The organism is Frigoribacterium sp. 9N, assembly GCF_902506305.1.
Lineage (GTDB): Bacteria > Actinomycetota > Actinomycetes > Actinomycetales > Microbacteriaceae > Frigoribacterium.
In genome coordinates this window covers 1-21,877 of sequence record NZ_LR733390.1, presented here as the reverse complement: position 1 = coordinate 21,877, position 21,877 = coordinate 1, and the positions used below count along the sequence as shown (strand labels likewise).

The following is a 21,877-nucleotide window of genomic DNA, read 5'->3' as shown; positions in this document are numbered from 1 at the left end:
ACGGGCTGGCAACGAGCCGTGCGGTGGTCTGGACCCCGTCGCCCGACGAGGGCGACGCCGCGACCGCCGGTCGCGGCCCGTGATCGTGGAAGACCAGGAGTCCCCTCATGTCCAGAACCCGTGGCACCCTCTTCGCCGCCCTCCCCCTGCTCGTCGTCGCCCTCGCCGGCTGCTCGACCGCCGCCGACGACGCCGCCGCCGAGACGAAGTCCGAGTCGCAGATCGCCGCCGACGCCCAGGCGTGGGACCTCGCGAACGCGAACTGCCTCCGCGAGGAGGGCGTCGACATCGGCGACCCCTCGGGCGACGGCGGGGGCGTGTCGATCTCCCGCGGCGACGCCGTGGACATGGACGCCCTGCTGGCCGCGTCGGAGCGGTGCACGGAGGCGACGACCGACGAACTCGGCGAGCGCCCCGTGACCGCGTCCGAGAAGAAGAGCCAGGACGAGTTCGACGCGAGGCTGCGCGAGTCGGCCGAGTGCGTCCGTGAGGCGGGATACGACGTGACCGACCAGCTCGACGGCGCCGGCGGCACGGACACGATGGACGACGTCCCCGCGGGCGTGCTCGAGGAGTGCGGCGCATTCGGCAGCATGCCCACGACGGTGACCCGGTGAGGCCGTCGCGCCGAGCCGTCGCCTGGTGGTCCGTCGCCGGCGTGGCCGTCGTCGGGACGGCCGTCACCGCCGTGCTGATGGTCGGGCCCCCCGGAGCGTCTGGTGACGACGACGCGGAGGCCGCGGCGGGCACGACGCCGAGGCCGACCACGGCCGTCGTCGAGCAGGGCACGCTGACAGGCACGACGACCAGGGCGGGCACGCTCAGCCGCCTCGACGGCCCGACGATCACGGGGTCCGCACCCGGCACGATCACGTCGCTGCCGGAGGTCGGCGACGTCCTCACGGCACGCAGCGAGCTCTTCCGCGTCGACGACGAACCGGTCACCGCGTTCGAGGGCGCCCTGCCGCAGTGGCGGGCCTTCGGACAGGGCATGGCCGAGGGCCCGGACGTCCGGCAGGTCGAGGAGAACCTCAGAGCCTGGGGGTACTTCACGGGCACGCCGGACGACCGGTTCGACCGGCGCACCGCGACCGCCGTCTCGGCCTGGCAGAAGGACACCGGCCAGGAGCGCACCGGGTCGATCGACCAGGGCGCCCTGCAGTTCGTGACGGGGTCGTTCACGGTCCGCACCCTGACGGCGGCCGTCGGCGACGCCTCGGGAGGCGACCTCTACGACACGGCGCGCGACGACGCGGTCGTGTCGGTCGACCTGCCGGTCGGGTCGCCGCTCGCCGCCGTCGACGGGGTCGTGTCGGTCGACCTGCCCGGCCACGGCAGCGTTCCCGGGCGCGTGTCCGACGTGGGCGCGGCCGTGGCCGACGAGACCACGGGCACGACGACGGTCCCCGTGACGGTGTCGCTCGACGACCCGGCGGCGGCCGGCGACCTGACCGAGGCGTCCGTGCAGGTCGACTTCGTCTCCGAGGTGGAGGAGGACGTGCTGCACGTGCCGGTGCTCGCCCTGGGTGCGGCCGTCGGCGACGGGTTCGTCGTCGAGGTGCTGCAGCCGGACGGCACGACCACGGCCGTGCCGGTGGAGGCCGGCCTGTTCGCCGGCGACCGGGTCGAGGTGTCCGGAGCCCTCGAGGCCGGCGACGAGGTCGTGGTGCCCGCATGAACGCCGTGATCGAGCTGCGTGACGTGACGCGCGAGTACGGCCGACCCCCGACGACCGCGTTGTCGTCGGTGTCGCTCCGGGTCGAGCGCGGCGAGTTCGTCGCGATCGTCGGTCCGTCGGGATCGGGCAAGTCGACGCTGTTGAACGTCCTCGGCACGCTCGACCGGCCCACCTCGGGCACCGTGCTCGTCGACGGCGTCGACGTGGCGGACCAGAACGACCGCGAGCTGTCGGCCCTGCGGGCTCACCGCATCGGCTTCGTCTTCCAGCAGTTCCACCTCAGCGAGGGCGTGAGCGCGACCGACAACGTCGCGAACGGCCTGCTCTACGCGGGGGTGCCGATCCGGCAGCGACGGGCACGGGCGCGCGAGGCGCTCGAGCGCGTCGGGCTGGGCCACCGACTGACGCACCGGCCGAACCAGCTCTCGGGTGGCGAACGGCAGCGGGTCGCCATCGCCCGGGCGGTCGTGCACCGCCCGCCGCTGCTGCTCGCCGACGAGCCCACCGGCAACCTCGACACGAAGGCCGGCGAGGGCATCGTGTCGCTCCTCGGCGAGCTGCACTCCGAGGGCACCTCGATCGTCGTCATCACCCACGACGTCGAGCTCGCCCGGCGGCTGCCGCGGCGGGTGACGATCCGCGACGGGCACCTCGAACACGACAGCGCGACGCGGGCGGGGGTGACCGCATGAACGCCTCGGAGACGCCCTCGCGCCTCCTCTGGTCGGACGTCGTGCGACTGGGGGTGTCCGGGCTGGCGTCGCGACCCACCAGGGCCGTGCTGTCGGCGCTCGGCATCGCCATCGGCATCGCGGCCATGATCGCCGTGGTCGGCATCTCGACGTCGAGCCAGGCGAAGCTCGCGGCGACCCTGGACGAGCTCGGCACGAACCTGCTCTCGGCCTCGCAGGGGAAGGACTTCTTCGGCGAGGCGGTCGACCTGCCACTCACCGCGGGGGCGTCGGCCGGGCACACCCAGGGGGTCCGGTCGGCAGCCACGACCGGCACGGTGGCCGACGTCGGCGTCTACCGCAGCAGCGCGGTGCCCGCGGGCAACACGAACGGCATCACGGTGCGGTCGGCGTCGCCCACGCTGCTGGAGGTGCTCGAGGCCCGCGTGGCGTCGGGCGTCTGGCTCACCGACGGCATGGCGCGGTACCCCGTGGTCGTGCTCGGGGCCGAGGCGGCGGCCCGGTTGGGCATCACCGTGCCGGGGCGCCACGTGATCGTCGGCAGCACCGAGTACGTGGTGGCGGGCATCCTCGAACCGGTGCCGCTGGCGGCCGAGATCGACTCGTCGGCGCTCATCGGTGAACGGGCCGCGGAGGTGCTGGCCGGTGCGCCCGTCCACCCGACGGCGGTCCACGTCCGGGCCGACCCCGCCCACGTGCAGGAGGTGCGCGACCTGCTCGCCCGGTCCATCCAGCCGCGGAGCCCGTCCGACGTCGAGGTGACGCGGCCGTCCGACGCGCTGGCCGCACAGCAGGCCGCGGACCAGGCGTTCACCGGGTTGCTGGTCGGCCTCGGCGGGGTCGCGTTGCTGGTCGGCGGCATCGGGGTGGCGAACACGATGGTGATCTCGGTGCTCGAACGGCGACGCGAGATCGGGCTGCGGCGGGCGCTCGGGGCGACGAGGTCGCACATCCGTCGGCAGTTCCTGGCCGAGGCGCTCGTCCTGTCGCTGCTCGGCGGGGTGGCCGGGGTGCTGCTCGGGGCGGCGGTGACCGCGGCGTTCGCCGCGCTGCGGGGGTGGCCGACGGCGATGCCGCCCGTGGTGCTGGTCGCCGGGCTCGTCGCGACGCTCGTGATCGGGGCTCTGGCCGGGCTCTGGCCGGCCGTGCGGGCGGCGCGCATCCCGCCGACGGAGGCGCTGCAGTCGTGAGGGGGGCGTGCGAGGCCCCGCATCCGGGCCCGGCGCGGTCGGCGGGGGGGCGCGGACCGTCCGCCGCCCACCGCCTGCGACCTAGCTCCAGCCCCGACGCGACGCGTTGGCCGCGACGGACTCGGAAAGCGTGGCGGCGAACGGCTCGTCGATCTGCGCGGCGGCCACCTCGAAGGCCTCGGCGACGCCGCCGATGATGCGCCGGTACCGATGCACCGCCTCGTCCGCGGGGATCGCGAACGACCTAGCGGCGTCACGGAACTCCGGTTCGCCGATCGAGTCGAGCGCGTACTCGTCGCCGATCGACATCGCCGAGCGCAGGGGGGCACCGCCTCGGGTCGGATAGGGCGAATGCGAGCCGAGGTCGTAGAGCGGCGCGAGTCGAACGTCGGAGCCGCTCAACGTGAGCGAGTAGTTCTTCGCGTGTGCGTCGGTGTTCTGGGAGGCCACGGTGAACACGAGAGCCTCGAAGAGTGCTCGCTGCGTGACGGAACGGACGCCGTGGTCGGGTATGTTCTCGGCGACGACCCGGGCGATCTGCCGAACGGACGGCCCGCCCTGATCTTGGTACTTGTGTGACGGGTCGACGCTCATGGCCTGGCAGAAGTCCTCCTGGTGCAGCCGGTGCCACACTCCGTCCCGCTCGACGCGATCGAAACGCCGGGTCACGAAGACGTGAGTGCCCGCAGCCGTCCTCATCAGCTCGTGGTCGGCCACCTCGAGTCCCAACGCCCGGGCAGCAGCCATCGACACGAACTCGTTCACGTCGTGGTCGGGCAGAGCGGCGGCCGTCGGCTTGAGGATGTGCGTCGTCGGGGTGGAATCCCGGGGAACCCCCCAGGAGCCGTCCGGGAACCGGAACAGCGCCACCTTGCTCTGCGCCCCGGCCAGCGACCAGCGACCGCCGTGGTCGTCCCTCCCCCAGACTCCCGGATCACGGGACGCACTGGCGAGGAGGACGGCGACGTCGTCATCGGTGAGCCGCTCGACGTCTCCCGTCCGCGATGCGGCATCGCTCGACGCCTCGTCGGGAGGAAGCAGCTGCACGGCACCGGCAGCGTCGCGCCCGACGCTCTCGAGCAGGCGGAACGGGTGTTGGCTCGTCCGGTACCGACTGGCGAGTTCGGCGAGTCGTTCGGGGCTGTCGGGCAGCAGGCCCGCGAGGAACGGACCGGCCGCCCGGGAAGGCCACTCGGCGCGGGTCGGCCGCATGGAGAGCGACATCGGGGTCGGGGTCGCCTGTGAGCGGTAGTCGCCGTCGTACGCAAAGGTCACCCGACCGGACGCGTTCATCGCGAAGGTTCCCGCGAGAGTCCCGTCGAGATAGGCGAGCAGGTCAGCCATCGGCCTGCCCCGGCTCACGCTCGGAGGCCTCGAGGACGATTCCCAGTGCCTGCAGCGCGTCGAGCACCAGGCGGAGCTGCGCCGTCCCCTTGCCGGCCTCGAACCTGTTCACCCACGCACGGCTGACACCCATCGTCGTCGCCAGGCGATCTTGCGACCATCCGAGCGCGATTCGCCGCTCGTGCACGAGGTCGCCCACGGCGAAGACGGTGTCGATTCGCATGTGGCCCTCCGAGGTCGCCGACTCCTGTAGCCGATCGGCTACAGGTTAGCGACGTAACCGATCGATTACCAGACCATCCCGTGACCGATCGATCACACGATCGAGATGTGGCCGTCCGGTCACCACCAGAACGGTGACTGCGGCCGGTAGGGCTCCTCGAGGCGGCGGACGTCGTCGTCGGTCAGCTCGACGTCCAGGGCGGCGACGGCGTCGGCGAGGTGGTGCGGCTTCGTCGCGCCGACGATCGGGGCCGAGACGACGGGGTTCCGCAACACCCACGCCACGGCGATCTGGGCCATCGACACCCCGTGCTCGGCGGCGACCTGCTCGACGGCGTCGATGATCGGGCCGTCCTCGTCGGCGTCGAAGGCCTTCGCGACCTCGTCGACGGCGGACCGCTCGGTGGTCGCACCACGCGGTCGCGTCAGCCGCCCCTTGCCCTGCGGCGAGTAGGGCACGAGCCCGACGCCGAGGTCGGCGCAGAGCGGGATCATCTCGCGTTCCTCCTCGCGCTTCAGCAGGTTGTACTGGTCCTGCATGGTCGAGAACGGCGTCCAGCCGTTGACCACGGCGGCGGTCTGCATCTTGGCGAACTGCCAGGCGAACATGCTCGAGGCGCCCGTGTACCGGACCTTGCCTGCCCGGACCAGGTCGTGGAGCGCCTCCATCGTCTCCTCCACCGGGGTCTCGGGGTCGAAGCGGTGGATCTGGTACAGGTCGACGTGGTCGGTGCCGAGTCGCGTGAGCGACGCGTCGACCTGCTCGAGGATCGCCCCGCGTGACAGCCCCGCTCCCCCCGGACCGTCGTGCATGCGACCGCCGACCTTCGTCGCCAGCACGACGTCCTCGCGGCGGGAGTACTCGCGCATCGCGCGGCCGACGAACTCCTCGCCGGTGCCCTGCTGGTAGACGTTCGCGGTGTCCCAGAAGGTGACCCCGAGCTCGACGGCCTGGCGGAAGAACGGTGCCGAGGCCGCCTCGTCGAGCGTCCACGAGTGGAGGCCCCGGGTGGGGTCGCCGTAGCTCATGCAGCCGAGGCCGATGCGGCTGACCTTCAGCCCTGTGGTGCCCAGACGGCTGTACTTCACGGTCGTGCCTCCTCGGCGTCAGGGGGCGGTGTGGTCTCCATCGTGGCGGAGGTCTGTGCGGCGTCGGTCGCGCCGGGCGCGCGGCGGTGGAAGAGCGCGGCGATCGCCCAGGGGCCCGGCTGGAGACGCACCGCCATCTCGTCCAGCACCCGCGCCTCCTGCTCTCGGTCGCGCGTGAGGTCGGAGATCTCGCAGGAGGCGCGCCACCACATCGCGAGGCGGCTCACGATCCGGCCGCCTCGCGCGGTCCGCTCGCGACGTCGGGTCGGTCCGGGGCGTCGGCGCGGACGACCGCAGGGTCGGCCTGCGGCGCCGCCCAGCTGGCGAGGAGGCGGAGGCGCTCCTCGGTCGGCGAGCCGGGCTCGGCGCTGTAGACGAGGAAGTTCAGGCCCTGGCGGCCCATCGGCTCCATGGCCTCGTAGACCATGTCGAGCTGACCGACGACCGGGTGGTGGAAGCGCTTCTGGCCGGACGTGTGGTGGCGCACCTCGTGGGCGCCCCAGCGCACGCGGAACTCGTCGCTGCGGGTGGACAGTTCGCCGATCAGGTCGTGCAGGGCGCGGTCGTGGGGGTCGCGGCCGGCCTCGGTGCGCAGGATCGCGACGTTGATGTCGGCGGCCACCGACCACGACGGGTAGAAGGCCTCGGCTTGCTCGCGGTGCAGGAAGACGAAGCGGGCGAGGTTGACCGGCCGCTCGTCGAGGGCGTAGAGGTCGGAGTAGAGCGCGCGGAAGAGTGCGTTCTCGGCGAGGACGTCCATGCGCCCGTTGCGGACGAACGCGGGCCCGGCCGTGACGGCGTCGAGCACGAGCTGCATGCTGCGCGAGACGGTCTCGGGCGGACGGCGTCGACGCCGGGCGCGCACGGGCGACTCGTTCGCGGCACGGGCGAGGTCGGCCAGGTGCTCGCGTTCGGCGTCGTCGAGCAGCAGGGCGGTCGCGAGCGAGTCGAGCACGACCTCGGACACCCCGCCGAGGCGCCCGCGTTCGAGCCGCGTGTAGTACTCGACGCTGACGCCCGCGAGCAGCGCCACCTCGCTCCGCCGCAGTCCGGGCACGCGGCGTCCGGGGCCGCCCGGCAGCTCGACCTGCTCGGGCCGCACCCGCGCCCGTCGGCTGGTCAGGAAGTCGCGGATCTCGCTCTCGGTGTCCATGCCCTCGACGCTACGACAGGGGCGGGTCGCCGTGGGAAGCCCTGGTGGTGACCCCCTCGGCGCGACGACGGGACGAACCCCGTTCGCGAAGGAGAACCCCGATGAAACGGGGGTCGTCTTCGCGAACGGGGTTCGTCGTCGCGGACGGGGCCCATGACGATCCCGACCGCACCGCTCGGTAAGATCCGCACGTGCCTTCGACCCTCTACGAGCAGATCGCCGACGACCTGCGGCGGCGCATCCTGAGCGGCGACCTCGCGGTCGGCGACGACGTGCCGAGCGAGGGCGAGCTGGCCGAGCAGTGGCGCACCTCCCGCGGACCGATCCGCAACGCCCTCGCCGCCCTGCGCTCCGAGGGCCTGGTCGAGACCCGACGCGGCCGCCCGGCGCGGGTCGTCGCGCGCAAGGCGCACCACCCGGTCGACGTGTCGATCCCCTTCACCAAGTGGGTGCGCGACGTCGGCGGCGAGCCCGGCGCCCGCACGCAGGAGGTGTCGCTGCGCCGCGCCGACGACGACAAGGCCCGGTCGCTCGGCATCGAGCCGGGCGCCCTCGTGGTCGACGTCGTCCGGCTGCGACTCGTCGACGGCCGCCCGACCATGCTCGAGCGCCTGACCTTCATCGAGGAGGTCGGCCGCGTGCTGTTCGACGTCGACCTCGACACGGTGTCGATCACCGAGTACCTCGACTCCCGGGGCTTCGGCTACGCCGACATCGACCACGAGATCGACGCGGTCGCCGCCGACGAGCTCGACGCCGAACTGCTCGGGGTCGAGCCCGGCACGCCGATCCTGCGGCTGCACCGCATCACGCGCGGCCCCGACGGCCGCACCTTCGAGGCCTCGGACGACCGGTACCGCAGCGACATCGTCCGCTTCACCGTCTCGGCGTCGGGCCGGGCGCGCGAGGGCGACCACTTCATCCGCGCGATCGGCCCCTGAGCGGCGCCGACCCGCACCCCTCCCGCGTCCGCGGACGCAGGAGGCAGGACGCAGGAGGCGCGGGGCAGCCCCCGCAGGCCGCCACCGCCCCCGGTCACTCGGGTCGGACGCCCACCCGCACCGACCCGCCGGCGGCGGCCGCCGCGATGCCGGCGTCGAGGTCGCGCAGGGCGACGACCTCGCCCACGAGGGCGTCGAGCGGCCAGGCCGCGTGCCTCCGTTCGACGAAGCGGGCGGCCTCGACGAGGTGCCGCGGGGCGTAGTTGTGCACGCCGCGGAGGGTCACGAGACGTCGGACGACGCTCTCGGCGTCGAGCGGCACCGCCGGGGCGGGGAAGACGCTGCCGACGAGCACGGCCACGCCGCCGACGCCCAGCGCGGCGAGCGCCGAGGTCACGGCGTGCGGCGACCCCGAGGCCTCCACGGCGACGAGCGGGGCACCGCCCGCGACGGAGAACGCGGTGCTCAGGCCGTCGTCGGAGTCGGGAGCAGCCGTAGGGTCGACCGTCGCGACCGCGCCGAAGCGGACGGCGAGTCGACGGCGGGCGGGCTCGGGGTCGACGACGACCACCCGGGCCCCGGCGTCGGTGGCCAGCGCGGTCGCCGTGAGGCCGATCAGCCCGGCCCCCGTGACGAGCACCACGGCACCGTCCAGGGGCACGATCGCCGAGGCGGCGTCGAGGGCCGCCACGGCCGTCGCCGTGCCGCACGACACGGGGGCCAGCAGCTCGGCGGGCAGGTCGGCCTCGACCGGGACGATCGCCGTGCCCGACCGCACGTGCACGTGCGTGGCGAAGCCGCCGCTCAGTTCCCAGCCCGTGAGGAGTCGCTCGTGCCCGTACTTCCGCACCGACTCGCACTTCTGCGGCAGGTCGCGTCGGCAGGTGGCGCACCGACCGCACGAGACGGTCAGCGACCAGACGACGCGTTGCCCGACGGCGAGCGGCGTCCCGTCCACGGCGGCCGCCCCCGGCCCGAGGGCGACCACGCGACCGACCTGCTCGTGTCCGAGGACGAGCGGGGCGGGCGCGCTCCGGTCACCCCGGGTGGTGTGCACGTCCGAGCCGCAGATCGTCGCCAGCTCGACCTCGACGAGGGCGTCGCCGGGCTCGAGGACGACCGAGGGCACCGCGACGGCCTCGTGCGGACGGCCGGGTTCGAGCCACACCATGGCGGTCGGGGCCGGGTCGAGGGGCAGCGCGGCCGGGGAGGCGGGGTCCGCCGGGGAAGCGACCCGCGCCTCCTGGTCCGTCGTCCGCGGCGGCACCCCCGTCCGCGGCAGGGCGGTGGTCACGCGACCGCGGTCGTCGACGCGCCGGCGGCCGCGACCCCGGCGAAGGCCGGCAGCCCGACGAGGTCGCGGACGCTCTCGAGCACGACGTCGGCCCCCGCGGCGAGCAGCTGCTCGCGGGTGTGCGCGCCGGTCGTCACGCCGACGACGAGGCCCGCACCGGCGGAGCGCCCCGAGAGGACGTCGCTGACGGTGTCGCCGACGACCGCGACGGCGGCGACCGACGAGGCACGGGTGCGCAGCAGCGCGGTCAGCACGAGGTCGGGTGCGGGGCGGCCGCGGCCGGCGTCGACGGGCGAGAGGGCGGCGTCGACCGTCCAGCCGAGCGCGTCGAGCAGGCGGTCGCGCGTGACGGGCGAGAAGCCCGTGGTCAGGACGACCGAGACCCCGGAGGCGCGGAGTGCGTCGACGAGGTCGCCCGCGCCCTCGATCGGCTCGACTCCCGACTCGTCGACGAGCTCGCCGTAGGCCACCTCGAACTCGTCGTTCGCGCGCTGCGCGAGCGCCTCGTCGCCCCCGGTGAGGTGCCGGAAGACCTCGATCTTCGAGCGGCCCATCGTGTCGCGGACGTACTGCAGGGCCTCGTCGCGACTCAGCGTCGGGCCGAGGTCGACCCGGTCGGCGACGCGGGCGAAGGCCTGCTCGACCACGCCGTCGTCGACGACGGTCGTGCCGGCCATGTCGAGCACGACGAGCTCGATCGGGGTCGCGGCCTCGGCGGCGGGGGTGCCGGACGAGGCGGGGGTGGTGGCGGTCGTGGTGCTCATGCGGTGAGGCTCTCTGTGAGGGGCGAGGGGACGGCCGAGGGGACGGGCGAGGTGACAGGCGAGTGGACGGTCGAGGTCGGGGCGAGGGTGTCGAGCGCCCGGTCGCGCCCGCCGTCGAGGTGCGCCCCGACGACGTGCTCGGCGAGACCGAGCCCGGTGGTCATGCCGATGCCGGTCGAGACGACCGTGACGAGCACGCCCGGGGCGACCTCGTCGACGACGAACTCGTCGCGACCCGAGGCGTAGACGCCCTGCCACCGCTCGGTGACGACCGGCTCGGCGCCGAACAGCACGCGGAACTCGTCGAGGAAGGCGTCGGCGATCCGTTCGTCCTGGAACGGCGCGATCGAGGCGCCCTTGTGGTGGCTGTCGCCGACGATCACCGACCCGTCGGGCAGCTGCGTGTACATCTGGTTGAGGTCCATCGCGGCCAGGTCCGGGCGCTCGGCGTGCAGTCGGGACCGCACCGCGTCGGCCGCTCCGGTGCCGGCGAACGCGCTGTAGCGGATCAGCGACCAACCGGTCAGCAGCGGGGCGACGAGCGGCCGGACGAGGTCGGCCCGCACCCGCAGCATGTCGAGGCCGCAGCGCTCGAGGGCGTGTCGGTCGGCGAGGTCGGGCAGCAGCTGGTCGAGGTCGTGGTTGGTCGCGACGACGACCGTCCCGGCGTCGATCGGCCCGCGGCTCGTCTCGACGCGTCCCGACGAGACCGACCCCACGGAGGTGCGGGCCAGGAAGCGCACCCCTCGCGACTCGAGGTGCCGGCGGATCGCGTCGGCCGCCTCCCTCGGGTCGACCTGCAGGTCGTACGGGAGCAGGGCGCCGCCGACGACCGCACCGGGAGCGACCGGGGCCAGGGACGACAGCTCGGCCGCGTCGAGCCGCTCGATCTCGGGCCGGTCGCCCAGCACGCGGTCGGTGCGGGCGAGGGCCAGCTCGTCGAGCAGGTCGAGCTCGTCGACGTGTCGGGCGGCGACGAGCGTGCCGCGCCGGGACAGCCAGAAGCCGGCGTCGCGGGCCAGCCGCAGCCAGAGCTCGCGGGCGGCGAGGGCGTGGCGGCGGGCCTCGCCGCTCTGCGGGGTGAGGCAGAGGTGGCCGAAGTTGCGCACGGTGGAACCGCCGATCACCGGGGAGCGGTCGACGACCAGCACCGAGAGCCCCCGGTCGACGGCGGCGAGGGCGGCACCGAGGCCGACGATGCCCGAGCCGACGACGACCACGTCGTGCGGTGCCGCCGCGTGCCCTGCTGCCGCGGTCGAGGCCGCGGTCGGGGCAGCGGTGTGACGGGCCGCCCCGCGGGCCGTGTCGTGTGTCGCGGTCATCGGAAGACCCTCCGCATCCAGATGGCGAGCCCCTCGACGACCAGGACCGTGACGAGGATCATCAGCACGATCGCCGTGACCGTCCCGTAGTTCGAGCCCTGGCTGGCGTTGAGCAGGTAGTAGCCGACTCCCCCGGCACCGACGATGCCGAGCAGCGTCGCGGCCCGCAGGTTGGTGTCGAGCATGTAGAAGGTGTGCCCGATCAGGGCCCGGGTGCCCTGCGGCAGGGTCGCCCCGGCGTAGACCTGCACGCGACTCGCCCCGGTGGCCGAGAGGGCGCGCTCGGGGCCGGGCGAGACCTCCTCGAACGAGTCGGCGAGCAGCTTGCCGAGCAGCCCGACGCCGCCGAGCGCCAGGGCGAGGGTGCCGGCCTGCGTGCCGAGCCCGGTGACGACGATCAGCACGATGGCGAGGATCACCTCGGGCACCCCGCGGATGCCGACGAGCAGCAGGCGCATGCCGCTGCGCACCCCTCGGCTCGGGGCGACGTTGCGGGCCGCGAGCGACCCGACCACGATCGAGGCGACGAGGGTCAGCACGGTCGCGGCCAGCGCGATGGCGATCGTCTCGCCCATGGCGGCGACCATCGTCGACGCCTCGTAGCTGCCGAACGACGGCGGCCAGAACTGCGTCGCGACGGCGGGCACCTTCGCCCAGACGGTGACGAGGTCGGACCAGGCGATGTCGCAGACGGCGACGCTCGCGACGACCACGGCGACCGCGAGCCACCCCCACGAGACGGTGCGTCGACGGGCGCGGTCCCACGGTCGGCGGAGCGCGGACTCGACGGTGGCGGGCACGGGACGCGACGGGGCGGGGTGACCGGCACCGCGCCTCCTGGTGGCCCGTCGGACGACGCGGTCGCCGAGACCGCGGCCGGTCGGCGCGATGCCGAGCATGGCGGCGCGGACGCTGCTCGAGACGACCTCCATCACGACGCAGAGCACGAAGATGACGAGGGCGTAGCCGAGGCCGAGTCCGTAGTCGAGCGACTTGAAGGCGAACGACATCTCCATGCCGAGGCCGACGACCCCGACGTAGCCGAGGATCACGCTGCCGCGGAGGTTGATGTCGTTGCGGTGCAGCACGGTCGCCACCCACGACGGCAGCACCTGGGGCAGCACGCCGGCGGTGAACTGCTGGAGGCGGCTGCCCCCGGCGGCACGGACGGCGGTGCGCGGGCCCTCGTCGATCTGCTCGATCGCGTCGGCGAAGAGCTTCGAGATCATGCCGACCGAGTGCAGGCCGATGGCCAGGATGCCGGGCAGCGTGCCGAGCGAGAAGAGCAGCACGAACACCATGGCGAGCACGACGTCGGGCACGGCCCGGGCGAGCACCGTCACGAAGCGGGCGGCCGCACGCCACGCGGGGCCGGGGGTGGTGTTCGAGGCCGCGAGCACGGCGACCGGCACCGACAGGACGGCGGCGAGCAGGGTGCCGCAGATCACGAGGCCGAGCGTGAGGGCGGTGAGCTGCAACAGCTCGCCGAGCGGGGGGAACTCGATCGCCCCGACGCGGCCGAAGAACCGCTCGGCGTTGGCCCAGCTCTGCAGCATCCGCGCGGGGTCGATGTCGACGCTGCGCAGGGCGACGAGGCTCGCGACCAGCAGGGCGACGAGGGTGAGGCCCGCCGCGACGCGCTCGGGCGAGACCCGGCGACGAGGAGGCGCGGTGACGGGAGCGGGGGCCGCCCCGGTCGTGCGCGGGCGCTCGGTGACGGCGGTCATCGGACGGCGTCCCCGGCGAGTTCGAGCTCGATGGCTGCCATCTGGTCGGTGCTCGTGGCGACGCGGCCGTAGATCTCCATCACCTGGGCCTTCGACAGGCCCTCGGTCCCGGTGTCGAGCACGACCCGGCCGTGGCGCAGCCCGACGATGCGGTCGGCCCACGAGAGGGCGAGGTCGACCTGGTGCAGGCTGCAGATGACGGTGAGGCCCTCGTCGGCCGCGATCTCGCGGATCAGCGCCATCACCTGGTCGCTCGACTCGGGGTCGAGCGAGGCGACGGGCTCGTCCGCGAGCAGCACCTGGGGGCGCTGCATGAGGGCCCGGGCGATGGCGACGCGCTGCTGCTGGCCGCCCGAGAGGGTGTCGGCGCGCTGGTAGGCCCGGTCGAGCAGGCCGACGCGCTCGAGCCGGGCGAGCGCCTCGGCCTTCGCGGCCCGGCCGTACGACCAGAGCCCGAGGCGGGGCCCGCGCACGGTGGCGAGCGAGCCGGTCAGGACGTTCTCGAGCACGGTCAGCGACGGCACGAGTTCGAACTGCTGGAAGATGAACCCCACCTCGCTGCGCAGCCGCCGCAGGGCCCGCCCGGTGAGCTCGGTGACCTCGCGGCCGAGCACCGTGACGCGGCCGTCGGTCGGCCGTTCGAGGCCGTCGACGTGACGCAGCAGGGTGGACTTGCCCGAGCCCGAGAGGCCCAGCAGCACGACGACCTCGCCGCGTCGGACGCTGACCGAGGCGTCGTCGAGCGCGAGGGTCTCACCGAAGCGCTTGGTGATGCCCTCGAGCCGGACGACGGTCTCGGCGGGGGCGGTGTGCGGGTTCATGTTCGTCTCCGGTTCGTCGTGCTCGGGCCCCGGGACGTCGCCGGGACCCCCACGCGCGCGCGAGGGTCCCGGCGGGTTCCCGGGGTGGGGAGGTGCTACGTCGTGCGGGTCAGGCCTTGCACTGCGACGCGTTCGTCTTCTCGCAGATGTCGCGGATCTGGTCGTAGTACGCGTCGTCGACCGGCGTCGTCTGGAAGAAGACGCTGCGGAAGCCCTCGCTGTCGGCACCCTCGATGCCCGCGGCGACCATGTCGTCGGCGGTGACGTTCGAGAGGATGTCCTTGAGCTGGGCCTTGACGTCGTCGGGCAGCGAGTCCGACTCGACGATGGGCGCGCCGGGCACCATCTGCTCGTCGATCATCTCGACGGCATCGCTCTTGGCGACCTCGCTGTCCTCGGCGAAGCCGGCGTCGCACTCGGTGCCCTCGCCGACCTTCTGCACGCTGACGTCGTGCTTGCCCGCGAAGACCGGGGTGATGTCCTTCTCGGGGTCGATGCCGGCCTCGAGCAGCGCGTAGCTCGGGAAGAGGTAGCCCGACGTCGACGACGGGTCGACGAAGCAGATCTTCTTGCCCTTCATGTCGGCGATCGACGTGATGTCGCTGCCCTTCGGCACGATGGCCTGCGAGTAGTAGCCGGGCTCCTGGCCCTCGGCCGTGGTGATCGACGAGATCGGGGTGAGCTCGGCACCGTTGTTCGTGGCGGTGACGTAGGTGAAGCCCGAGAACGAGGCGACGTCGACCTGGCCGGCGATGCTCGCCTCGATCAGGGCCGCGTAGTCCGTCGACTCGTGGTACTCGACCGTCTTGCCGGTCTCCTTCGCGATGTAGTCCATCAGCGGCTGGTAGTTCGTCTCGGTGTCGACCGAGTCGGGCACGACGCCGAAGACGAGGGTGCTGTCGTCGACCGCGTAGCCACCGGCCGCGTCGGACGAGCCGGTGGCCGAGGAGGCGGGGGTCGAGCAGGCGGACAGCGTGACGGCGAGCAGGGCGGCGCCGACGAGGGCGGTCGCGGCGCGGGGACGGCGGAGGGTCATGACGGCCTTTCGGGTGGGAGCAGGACGTGACGATGGTGGCACGCGCCCGACCAACATAGGAACCTATCTTTGGGCCCGTTCAACGAGAGTTCACCTCTTGTCTGCCTAACCTGGGCGAGCCGCCCGCGGGGCGGGACGGGGTGCCGTCCCGGCCATGGCGGGTCCAGGTGCGGCGGTCTACCCTCGGACCACCACCCCGCCCTGCTCCCGCGACGAAGGCCTCCGCATGCGACACGACGACGGCACCCCCGACTCCCCCGGCGACGACCTCGCGACCTGGTCGGACGAGGCCCACCGCGAACTCGAGCTGCTCGTCGCCCGTGACCGCGAGGCCGAGCATGCTCGGCAGCACGAGGCCGAGCGCGTCGCCCGGGTCGAACGGGCCGACCGCCTCGAGCAGGAGCGCCGCCGCCGTGAGGCCGAGCTCCCGCCCGAACTGCGCGACGCCGACGACGAGCCGTACGACGGCGGGCCGAGGCGCCGACTCGTCATGGGGTCGTCGAAGGTGCTCGCCGCCGTCGCGCTGCTGGCCGCGGTCGCCGTCGCGGTGACCGGGTTCCTGTAGGCCGACCCGCGCCTCCTGGGCTCGTGCGACGCCCGTCAGAGGGCGAGCAGGGCGATGCCCCCGAGCACGACGCCCGAGGCCGCGAGCCGCTTCACGAGCGACCCCTCACGCAGCACGAGCGCCCCGAACACGGCCACCATCACGACGCTCGTCTCGCGGGCCGGGGCGACGAGGGCGACCGGAGCCGTCCGGATCGCCGTCAGCACGAGGATGTACGACAGCGGCGACAGCACGCCGAAGGCCAGCACCCGCGGCCAGTGGGCGCGGGCGACCGCGACGAGCTCGCCCCGACGCCGGCCGAGCGACGCGCTGTAGAAGAGGACCTCGGCGAGCGTCACGCCGACCATGAACGACACGGGCGAGAGGCCCCAGGTGCGCAGGGCGTGGGCGTCCCAGATCGTGTAGCTCGCGATGGCGAGGCCGGTGAGCAGGCCCCAGGCGATGCCCGGGTCGAGGCGACGGCGCGCCGGGCCGGGGGCGCCCGGCGTCGACGCGGTCGACGGCCCGTGCAGGAGGCGCGGCGCCGGAGAGCCGGTCGGCCGCCGGTCGATCAGTCCGGTCGCCACCACCCCCGCGACGACCACGGCGATGCCCACCACGGCCGTCGCCGAGAGCTGCTCGCCGAGCAGCAGGACGGCGAGACCCGCACTGACCGCCGGGCCGCTGCCGCGAGCCGTCGCGTAGACGGTCGACAGGGTGCCGACCGCGTAGCCGCGCTGCAGCACCGTCATGTAGACGACGTGCAGCACGGCCGAGACGCCCGCCCCGACCGCGAGGCCGCCGACGCTCGCCCCGAGACCGCCCGTGAACGGGACGACCGGCAGCCAGAGCACGGTGCTGGCGACGGCTCCCCACCAGAGGAAGGGGGTGCCGAGGCGGCTCACCCCGTGGGCGACGACGTTCCAGCCGGCGTGGCAGACGGCGGCGGCGAGGACGAGCAGGAGGGCGGTGGTGGACATGCGAGGACCCATCGGCTCGGCGCGGGGCGCGCCGAACGGGTCCTCCAGGCTTTTGTCCGTTCAGATGACGGCCCGGCGATGGCGCCCGACCGTGGCGCCGCTTGGACCAGTCGGATCGTGGGACCCCGGAACCCTAGGCGCTGTCGCGGTCAGCGTAGGGGCGGCGGGTGTCCGGGAGGTGAACCGTGCCGCGCTGCACCCGGTTTCGAACGATGCACCCGGAAGCTTCGGGGTGCATGGTTCGGAACTGGGTGCGAGGGCGATGGCCGGAAGCGGGATCGGGAGCGGCTCAGCCTTGCTGCACCGACCACGCGACGTCGAGGCTCGTGGCCTCGCCCGGCGCGAGGGTGACGAGCGGCCCCAGCACCTCGAGCTCGACGAGGTGCGCCGAGGGGTGCAGGTCGCCCAGCTCGCCGATCGGCGACGCCGTGGGGCGCTGCAGCCAGATCTCGACCTTCGAGCCGCCGTCGGGCCAGGTGCCCCCGGCCGCTGGCTCGGTGGCGAGCGTGAGCGTGGTGCCGTCGGGGTCGCGGTAGGCCGCGGAGCCCGACGCCTCGGGGTAGCCGCGCTTGGCCACGCCGGTCCCGACCGGCAGCAGCACGTCGTCCTCGTGGCGCGACGACGTGACGTCGCCCTCCCAGCCGCCGAGGTCGAGCTCGACGGGAGGCGCGGCGTGGGCGACGACGACCGCAGCGTCCTCGAGGGGGCGACCCGCGCCTCCTCGGGTGTCGACCTGGCAGACCTCCCAGATCGACCAGGTGCGCGGGACGGCCGAGACGTTGGTGAAGGTCGCCGTCTGGCGGAACCCGGCGCCGACGGCGGGCACCGTGAAGCGGCGCTCGACGCGGAGACCCGATCGGGCGTCGTCGGCGCTGGTCAGCACCACGGTCGCGGCCCCGTCGTCGAGCTGCCACCCGACCGCCCACGGCCCCGAGTCGAGCACGGGGTCGGGCGGGCCGGCCCACTCGTCGGGGCCCGACCAGCCCTGCGGCGCCGGCCAGGTCTTCGAGCCGCCCACGTTGGCCCAGGTCGACATGTCGCCGTCGCCCGCCGGCCACGCGGCCACGGGGACGACCGGTGCGAGGTCGGCGTCGACCAGATCCGGGTCGCGCCAGAGCCGCTCGCGGCCGTGGGCGACCAGCGACAGCAACCGACCGCCCCGGGTGGGTGCGAAGACGAGCTCGAGGTCGGGCGTCGTCACCCGCAGCAGCGGCAGCTCGGGCGTGCCCGCCTCGACGACGGCCGGTCGGGACGTCACGCGCGCGGAGCCGGTTCGCGCGCGCCGGCCTCCTCGCGCACGGGCGCACCCGCCGGGATCAGCACGACCTTGCCCGTGGCCCCGGCCGCGGCGATCCGGTACGCCTCGTCGGCGTCGGTCAGCGGGAGCCGGTGCGAGACGACGATCTCGGGGCTGAGGCCGTCCGCGGCGATCATGCGCGCGACGTCCTCCATGCCCTGCACCGAGGTGACCCACGACGCCGTGAGGGTGAGCTGCTTGTGCAGCAGGGTGTCCGAGACCTCGGTCTCGAGACGCCCGCCCTCGCCGAGCAGGCCGACGCGACCCCACTCGGCCGCGGCCTCGACCGCGGTCAGGCGGCCGGGCGTGCTGCCCGAGCAGTCGACCGTGACCTGGCAGCCGACGCCAACGGTCAGGGCCAGCACGTTCGCGACCGCGTCGCCGTCGGCGAGGACGACGTCGTCGACCAGGCCGGTCGCCCGGACGAACTCGATGCGCTCGGGCGACCGCTCGACGCCGATCACCCGGCGGGCACCGAGCATGCGGCCGAGCATCGCCGCGGCGAGGCCGACCGGCCCGAGGCCGACGACGAGCAGGTCCTCCCCGCCGTGCACGCCGGTGCGGCGCAGGCCCTCGTAGGCGGTGCCGAATCCGCAGGCGATCAGGGCGCCGTCGACGAACGACAGCCCGTCGGGCAACGGCACGCAGGTCGACTCGTCGACCAGGACGTACTCGGCGTGGCCGCCGTCGCGCTGCCAGCCGTACGACGCCTTGTTCGGCTGGTCGGTGCAGCTGATGAAGTAGCCCGAGCGGCAGTTGCGGCAGCGTCCGCAGCCCTGGATGTGGTAAACGATGACGTCGTCCCCGACGCCGAAGCGCGTGACCCCGGGGCCCGCCGAGACGATGCGGCCGCTCGGCTCGTGGCCGGCGACGACGCCCTGGTAGGCGGGGGCGCCGTCGAGGCCCTTGTGGGTCTTGTAGCCGTGGTAGATGAAGCCGATGTCGCTGCCGCAGATGCCGCTCGCGCCGACCTGCACGAGCACCTGCCCGGGGCCGGGCGTCGGCACGTCGTGCGTCCGCAGCTCGGCGGTGCCGTCGCCGGGCAGGAACACGCCCTGCATGGTGCCGGAGGGGGACGAGGAGGCGCGGGTCGCGTCCCCGGCGGAGGACGCGGTGGCGGAGGGTGCGGTGGTGGTCATGGCCTAGCTCTCTTCGATCGACCCGCGCTTGCGGGACAGGGTGACGTTGAGCAGCACGGCGAGCACGATGATGACACCGCGGACGACGCTCTGCAGGAAGGAGTCGACGCCGAGCAGCACGAGCCCGTTGCCGATGAGGGTGATGAAGATCACGCCCAGGAAGGTGCCGATCAGGCTGCCCCGGCCGCCCGACATCGCGGTGCCGCCGATGACGACCGCGGCGATGACGTCGAACTCGAGGCCGTTGGCGGCGCCGGCGTTGCCCGAGCCGAGGCGCGCCGCGAGCAGCACGCCGCTGAGGGCGCCGAGCATGCCCATGATCGCGAACAGCACGATCCGCACCCGGGCCACCTTGATGCCGGCCAGCCGGGCGGCCGCCGCGTTGCCGCCGATCGCGAAGACCGAGCGGCCGAACGCGGTCTTGCGGGCGACGAATGCGAAGACGAGGAAGGCCAGGATCATCACGACGGCGGGCGTCGGGACGCCGAACACCGTGCCGGTGAGGAACGGCATGACCGGGTCGTCGAGCGGCAGCGGCACGGGCAGGGCGTCGGTGCCGAACTGGCCGAGGCCCCGCAGCACGCTCCAGAGCCCGAGGGTGGCGATGAACGACGGCACGAGGAACCTCGCGCGCAGCACGCCGGCGAGGGCGCCCCAGCCGGCTCCGACCACGAGCGTGATGAGGATCGCCAGCAGGGCGGGCAGCCCCCACTGGGTCATGGCGACGGCGACGATCACCGACGAGAGCGCGACGGCGGGGCCGGTGCTCACGTCGATCTCGCCGGCGATGATCACCAGGGTCATGCCGGTGGCGGCGATGCCGATCAGCGCGGCGTCGCGCAGCAGGCCGCTCTGGTTCGCCACGGTGAAGAAGCCGACCGCGTTGAACATCAGGTAGAGGTACAGCAGCACGATCGCGACCAGCAGGCCGACGATGTTGACGAGCGTGGTGTTGCGACGGAAGGCGTCACGGACGCGACCGAGCGCGGAGTCGCGAGGCGCGCCTCCTGGTCCGCCGGTCGGGGTGGTCGTGGGGTCGAGTGTGGTGGTCATCGGGTCGTCCTTCTTCAGCTCGAGACCATGGAGGCCTGGAGCAGCACGGGCAGGGAGATGTCGGGGGCGCGGAACTCCTCGCGGAGGCCGCCGTCGCGCAGCACGAGCACGCGGTCGCAGGCGAGGGGCAGCTCTTCGATCTCGCTCGAGACGAAGACGACGAGCTTGCCGGTGTCGGCGACGGCGCGCATGATCTCGTAGATCTGCGCCTTCGCCTCGACGTCCACGCCCCGCGTCGGCTCGTCGAGCAGCAGCACGCGGCTGTCGGCGTGCAGCCACCGCGCGATGACCGCCTTCTGCTGGTTGCCGCCGCTGAGCGTGCCGATCGGCCGGCCCAGGTCGTGCGCCTTGATGTTCAGACGCTCGGCGAGCGCCTTCGTGGCCGTCGCGATCGCACCCGACGACAGCGCGCCTCCTCGGGTCACCCGGCCGAAGTCGCTCATGACGATGTTCTCGTCGATGCCGAGGCCGGGGATCACGCCGCGGCCCTTGCGGTCCTCGGGCGTCATGCCGACCCCGAGCGCGAGCATGCGGGAGGCGCTGGGCCGGTCGACGACGGAGCCCGCGATCGCGATCGTGCCCCCGGTCGCCGGACGGAACCCCGCGATCGCCTGGAGCAGCTCGGTGCGTCCCGAGCCCAGCAGGCCGGCGATGCCGAGCACCTCGCCGGCCCGACCCTCGAAGGTGACGCCCGAGAGCTTCGGGGCGACCTCGAGGTCGGTGACGGCGAGCAGCACCTCGCCGCTCGTGACGGGGCGCGTGGCGACGGCGCGCTCCCCGGGGTCGGCGCCGATCATCAGCTCGATGATGTGGGCGGTGTCGCTGCCGGCGATCGACACCGTCTCGACGACCTTCCCGTTGCGCATCACCGTGGCCGTGTCGGCGATCTGCCGGATCTCGTCCATGCGGTGGCTGACGTAGAGCACGGCGACGCCCTGCGCCGCGAGGCGCTTGACCGTGTCGAGCACGAGGTCGACCTCGGCGGCGGCGAGCGCGCTGGTGGGCTCGTCGAGGATGAGGAGGCGCGGGTCGTCCTGCAACGCCCGGCCGATCTCGACGATCTGCTGTTGCGCGAGGGTCAGCCCGGCGACCTCGGCGTGCACGTCGATGTCGGCGCCGAGGCGTTCGAAGGTGGCACGGGCCCGCTCGACCATGGCCCGGGTGTCGATGCCGAAGCGGCCGCGCGGCCACCGGCCCATGGCCAGGTTCTCGGCCACGGTCACGCCGGGCACGAGGCTGAGCTCTTGGTAGCACGTGGCGACGCCGGCGGCGGCGGCCGCGGTCACGCCGCCGGCGCCGAGCGGCACGCCGCCGAGCAGGACCTCGCCGGTCGTGGGGGTCTCGACCCCGCTCAGCAGCCGGATCAGCGTGGACTTGCCGGCACCGTTCTGGCCGAGCAGCGCCCGCACCTCGCCGGCGTGCACGGCGAAGTCGACGCCGTCGAGCGCGGTGACGCCGGGGTAGACCTGGCTGACGCCGCGGGCCTCGGCGATGGGGGCGCCGCGGTCACGGGCGGGATCGAGCGGCGCGTCCGGGGTGGGAGCTGTCGACTCTGACAAGGGGATCCTCCTGGGATCGAGGGGACGGGGTG

General features: G+C 73.7%; 22 protein-coding genes. 6 read left to right on the top strand and 16 right to left on the bottom strand.

All coding sequences use genetic code 11. From position 1 onward, the window contains the following. The first annotated feature begins 107 nt into the window (after nt 1–107). Genes ARTHRO9V_RS00110 through ARTHRO9V_RS00095 form a run of 4 tightly spaced genes read left to right on the top strand, consistent with a single transcriptional unit; the run spans nt 108 to nt 3,560 of the window. A complete protein-coding gene (locus ARTHRO9V_RS00110) occupies nt 108–617 on the top strand; it encodes a hypothetical protein (RefSeq protein ID WP_159824759.1) in 510 nt (169 codons plus the stop codon). After that, complete coding sequence (locus ARTHRO9V_RS00105) at nt 614–1,678, top strand: peptidoglycan-binding domain-containing protein (RefSeq protein ID WP_159824757.1); 1,065 nt, start codon at nt 614–616, stop codon at nt 1,676–1,678. Before ARTHRO9V_RS00110 ends, ARTHRO9V_RS00105 begins: the two co-directional genes overlap by 4 nt. Further along, the gene (locus ARTHRO9V_RS00100; protein WP_159824755.1) at nt 1,675–2,370 is read left to right on the top strand and encodes an ABC transporter ATP-binding protein; all 696 of its coding nucleotides are present in this window, start codon (nt 1,675–1,677) and stop codon (nt 2,368–2,370) included. Before ARTHRO9V_RS00105 ends, ARTHRO9V_RS00100 begins: the two co-directional genes overlap by 4 nt. Next, nucleotides 2,367–3,560 carry an ABC transporter permease gene (locus tag ARTHRO9V_RS00095; RefSeq protein ID WP_159824753.1) on the top strand — a complete coding sequence of 398 codons (1,194 nt, stop codon included), beginning with the start codon at nt 2,367–2,369 and terminating at the stop codon, nt 3,558–3,560. Before ARTHRO9V_RS00100 ends, ARTHRO9V_RS00095 begins: the two co-directional genes overlap by 4 nt. Nucleotides 3,561–3,641: 81 nt before the next feature. On the opposite strand, the gene ARTHRO9V_RS00090 is transcribed toward ARTHRO9V_RS00095, so the two are convergent. From ARTHRO9V_RS00090 to ARTHRO9V_RS00070, 5 genes are all read right to left on the bottom strand, one after another. Then, a complete protein-coding gene (locus tag ARTHRO9V_RS00090; RefSeq protein ID WP_159824751.1) occupies nt 3,642–4,904 on the bottom strand; it encodes a HipA domain-containing protein in 1,263 nt (420 codons plus the stop codon). Further along, complete coding sequence (locus ARTHRO9V_RS00085; protein ID WP_056043935.1) at nt 4,897–5,127, bottom strand: helix-turn-helix domain-containing protein; 231 nt, start codon at nt 5,125–5,127, stop codon at nt 4,897–4,899. Before ARTHRO9V_RS00085 ends, ARTHRO9V_RS00090 begins: the two co-directional genes overlap by 8 nt. 119 nt (nt 5,128–5,246) lie before the next feature. Further along, nucleotides 5,247–6,215: an aldo/keto reductase gene (locus ARTHRO9V_RS00080; RefSeq protein WP_159824749.1), complete on the bottom strand. Its 969-nt coding sequence runs from the start codon at nt 6,213–6,215 to the stop codon at nt 5,247–5,249. Then, nucleotides 6,212–6,442 (bottom strand): hypothetical protein, encoded by a 231-nt coding sequence (locus ARTHRO9V_RS00075; RefSeq protein ID WP_159824747.1) that lies wholly within the window; start codon nt 6,440–6,442, stop codon nt 6,212–6,214. The genes ARTHRO9V_RS00080 and ARTHRO9V_RS00075 overlap by 4 nt, the downstream gene beginning before the upstream one ends. Continuing rightward, entirely contained in the window at nt 6,439–7,368 is a 930-nt protein-coding gene (locus ARTHRO9V_RS00070) for a helix-turn-helix transcriptional regulator (protein WP_159824745.1), read from the bottom strand. Before ARTHRO9V_RS00070 ends, ARTHRO9V_RS00075 begins: the two co-directional genes overlap by 4 nt. 191 nt (nt 7,369–7,559) lie before the next feature. Between ARTHRO9V_RS00070 and ARTHRO9V_RS00065 the strand changes: the two genes are divergently transcribed. Next, on the top strand, nt 7,560–8,309 hold the full coding sequence (locus tag ARTHRO9V_RS00065) for a GntR family transcriptional regulator (RefSeq protein WP_043594651.1): 750 nt from the start codon (nt 7,560–7,562) through the stop codon (nt 8,307–8,309). Nucleotides 8,310–8,403: 94 nt separating this feature from the next. On the opposite strand, the gene ARTHRO9V_RS00060 is transcribed toward ARTHRO9V_RS00065, so the two are convergent. The 6 genes from ARTHRO9V_RS00060 to ARTHRO9V_RS00035 form a co-directional block, all read right to left on the bottom strand. Further along, a complete protein-coding gene (locus ARTHRO9V_RS00060; RefSeq protein WP_236556790.1) occupies nt 8,404–9,603 on the bottom strand; it encodes an alcohol dehydrogenase catalytic domain-containing protein in 1,200 nt (399 codons plus the stop codon). Continuing rightward, nucleotides 9,600–10,367 carry a phosphonatase-like hydrolase gene (locus tag ARTHRO9V_RS00055; protein ID WP_159824743.1) on the bottom strand — a complete coding sequence of 256 codons (768 nt, stop codon included), beginning with the start codon at nt 10,365–10,367 and terminating at the stop codon, nt 9,600–9,602. Before ARTHRO9V_RS00055 ends, ARTHRO9V_RS00060 begins: the two co-directional genes overlap by 4 nt. Then, nucleotides 10,364–11,689 (bottom strand): TIGR03364 family FAD-dependent oxidoreductase, encoded by a 1,326-nt coding sequence (locus tag ARTHRO9V_RS00050; RefSeq protein ID WP_159824741.1) that lies wholly within the window; start codon nt 11,687–11,689, stop codon nt 10,364–10,366. Before ARTHRO9V_RS00050 ends, ARTHRO9V_RS00055 begins: the two co-directional genes overlap by 4 nt. Continuing rightward, nucleotides 11,686–13,416 (bottom strand): phosphonate ABC transporter, permease protein PhnE, encoded by a 1,731-nt coding sequence (gene phnE, locus ARTHRO9V_RS00045; RefSeq protein ID WP_159824739.1) that lies wholly within the window; start codon nt 13,414–13,416, stop codon nt 11,686–11,688. Before phnE ends, ARTHRO9V_RS00050 begins: the two co-directional genes overlap by 4 nt. Continuing rightward, complete coding sequence (phnC, locus tag ARTHRO9V_RS00040; RefSeq protein WP_056043952.1) at nt 13,413–14,237, bottom strand: phosphonate ABC transporter ATP-binding protein; 825 nt, start codon at nt 14,235–14,237, stop codon at nt 13,413–13,415. Before phnC ends, phnE begins: the two co-directional genes overlap by 4 nt. A 109-nt stretch (nt 14,238–14,346) precedes the next feature. Continuing rightward, complete coding sequence (locus ARTHRO9V_RS00035; protein ID WP_159824737.1) at nt 14,347–15,273, bottom strand: phosphate/phosphite/phosphonate ABC transporter substrate-binding protein; 927 nt, start codon at nt 15,271–15,273, stop codon at nt 14,347–14,349. A 226-nt stretch (nt 15,274–15,499) separates the two neighbouring features. Here ARTHRO9V_RS00035 and ARTHRO9V_RS00030 point away from each other — a divergent pair, with 226 nt between their 5' ends. Next, nucleotides 15,500–15,838, top strand: a complete 339-nt coding sequence (locus ARTHRO9V_RS00030; RefSeq protein WP_159824735.1) for a hypothetical protein — start codon at nt 15,500–15,502, stop codon at nt 15,836–15,838. Between the two features lie 35 nt (nt 15,839–15,873). Here the strand turns inward: ARTHRO9V_RS00030 and ARTHRO9V_RS00025 are convergent, their stop codons facing one another. The 5 genes from ARTHRO9V_RS00025 to ARTHRO9V_RS00005 form a co-directional block, all read right to left on the bottom strand. Next, a complete protein-coding gene (locus tag ARTHRO9V_RS00025) occupies nt 15,874–16,797 on the bottom strand; it encodes an EamA family transporter (protein WP_159824733.1) in 924 nt (307 codons plus the stop codon). A gap of 289 nt (nt 16,798–17,086) precedes the next feature. Beyond that, the gene (locus ARTHRO9V_RS00020) at nt 17,087–18,055 is read right to left on the bottom strand and encodes a hypothetical protein (protein WP_159824731.1); all 969 of its coding nucleotides are present in this window, start codon (nt 18,053–18,055) and stop codon (nt 17,087–17,089) included. After that, nucleotides 18,052–19,233 (bottom strand): zinc-binding dehydrogenase, encoded by a 1,182-nt coding sequence (locus ARTHRO9V_RS00015; protein WP_201298890.1) that lies wholly within the window; start codon nt 19,231–19,233, stop codon nt 18,052–18,054. The genes ARTHRO9V_RS00020 and ARTHRO9V_RS00015 overlap by 4 nt, the downstream gene beginning before the upstream one ends. Nucleotides 19,234–19,236: 3 nt before the next feature. Next, nucleotides 19,237–20,286, bottom strand: a complete 1,050-nt coding sequence (locus ARTHRO9V_RS00010) for an ABC transporter permease (protein ID WP_043594640.1) — start codon at nt 20,284–20,286, stop codon at nt 19,237–19,239. Between the two features lie 14 nt (nt 20,287–20,300). After that, the gene (locus tag ARTHRO9V_RS00005) at nt 20,301–21,845 is read right to left on the bottom strand and encodes a sugar ABC transporter ATP-binding protein (protein ID WP_159824729.1); all 1,545 of its coding nucleotides are present in this window, start codon (nt 21,843–21,845) and stop codon (nt 20,301–20,303) included. Nucleotides 21,846–21,877: the final 32 nt, after the last annotated feature.